We start from the raw sequence: 1679 nt of genomic DNA on the forward strand, positions 1-1679 counted from the left end.
TCAGGTTTTCCGCTTAGGTAATTCCCTTCGGATTCTTTACTTCCATCAATATAATAGGTAATACGGGTTCCATTCCCATCTTTTAAACTTCCCTTTTCCAAACTTACCGATCCGTCATAGGAAAAATAATCTCCTACATTAATCAACCTGCCATTGGTCCAAAATTCTTCCTGAGTCAACTGCTTGTTATCATAAAAAAGTCCCCAAGTGCCATCTTCAAATCCAAGGAAGTAACTCCCCACAGATTTCAATTGGCCTCCATCGTAATAATAAAACCACTGGCCGTTTTCTGAACCTAAGGTATATTCCCCTTCGGCAATCAAAATCCCGATTTTATTGAAATACTTCCAAAGGCCGGTTTTTAGGTCATTTCTATACTCACCGATTGAATAAATTTTTCCTTCAGGAAAATAACTTTTCCAAAGACCGTCTTTTACTCCATTCGCGTATTGACCCTGTACGGATATATTGCCGCTGGCGTGGTTTTCAATGTAACTCCCGGTAGGTAAACCCAACTCATAGGTTTTCCTTTTGGAAAGTGATCTGTTTGGGAAAAATTCCTCCCAAGTACCGACAGGGAGATCATTTTCATATTTTTCAATTCTTGCTACCCTTTTATTCTCATAATAGAATTTCCATTCACCGGTTTTATTTCCTAAAGCATCGAAAAACTTTTCGGATTCTAATGTTTTGGTACCTGGAAAATATGTCACCCATTTCCCAATCCTTCTTCCATTTTCAAATTCACCGGTTTCTTCCACCATTCCTCCAAATGCAAACCTGGTAAATTGGCCATGGGGAACGTCATTTTTATAATTTACCTGAAGCATGACATCACCTTCGGCTGCATATTCAATATGCGGACCTTCTACTTTTCCGTTTTCATAAGTTTGTACTACAGCCAAATCTCCGGTATTGTAGAATGTTACCCATTTTCCATGTCTATTCCCATTGAGAAATTGTCCTTCGACTTTGACTTGCCTGGGATTGACAAAATCAGGTTGGCCCTCTCTTCCGTAATATTCACGGTAGGGTCCCACCCTGACACTGTCATTGAATACCATTTCGGTTTTTAGAGTACCCGTCCTGTCGTATTCTTTGTAAAAACCATTCAACTTGTTCGACCTGTATTCTGCTTCAATGTGTTTTGCCGAATTTGGATGAAAACTGACCGTCACCCCTTCTCTTATTCCTTGGCTAAAAGTAATGGTCTGCACCAATGTGTTGGTTTTAGGATTTTGAAATCTCCATTGACCTTCCATTCTTCCATCTCTCAAAACCCCTGTACCTATCAATGTGGAGTCCGAGTTGTAAAGGGAAACCAGATTTTGATTGTCTTGGGCAGATAAACTGAGAGATATAATGAAGAATATGACTCCAAAAATATATTTCATATAGGTTGGCTTCTTGTTTTGTTGAATAACGGTATCCCTACAAATGAGGTTCTAAATTAGCGCTAATTATGAAATAAGGAAAGTATTAACAATGATTATCTAAGATAAACCTAATTTCTTTTTTAACTGCCTCATAAGACTTGGTGAAATCCGGATATAGCTTGATTTGCTTAAAAAATTGCAAGAAATCAGTTTTTTCAACTTTTTTATCGATACCTGAATTACCTTCAGGTACTACTGTTGATAGGATCTGCCCATATGCCCAAGGGGAAGGATGGTTGCAGT

The 1679-nt window shown here is 38.4% G+C and carries 2 protein-coding genes; both read right to left on the bottom strand.

The genetic code is table 11. The annotated features are described in order from the left end of the window. The coding region (locus ACZFYI_RS20100) for a toxin-antitoxin system YwqK family antitoxin (RefSeq protein WP_462525902.1) at positions 1-1394 on the bottom strand (1394 nt) is incomplete at its 3' end. An 85-nt stretch (positions 1395-1479) separates the two neighbouring features. Then, positions 1480-1679: hypothetical protein (locus tag ACZFYI_RS20105; RefSeq protein ID WP_462525903.1), on the bottom strand; the 200-nt coding region annotated here is incomplete at its 5' end.

The sequence above is a fragment of the Aquiflexum sp. genome (assembly GCF_977115555.1).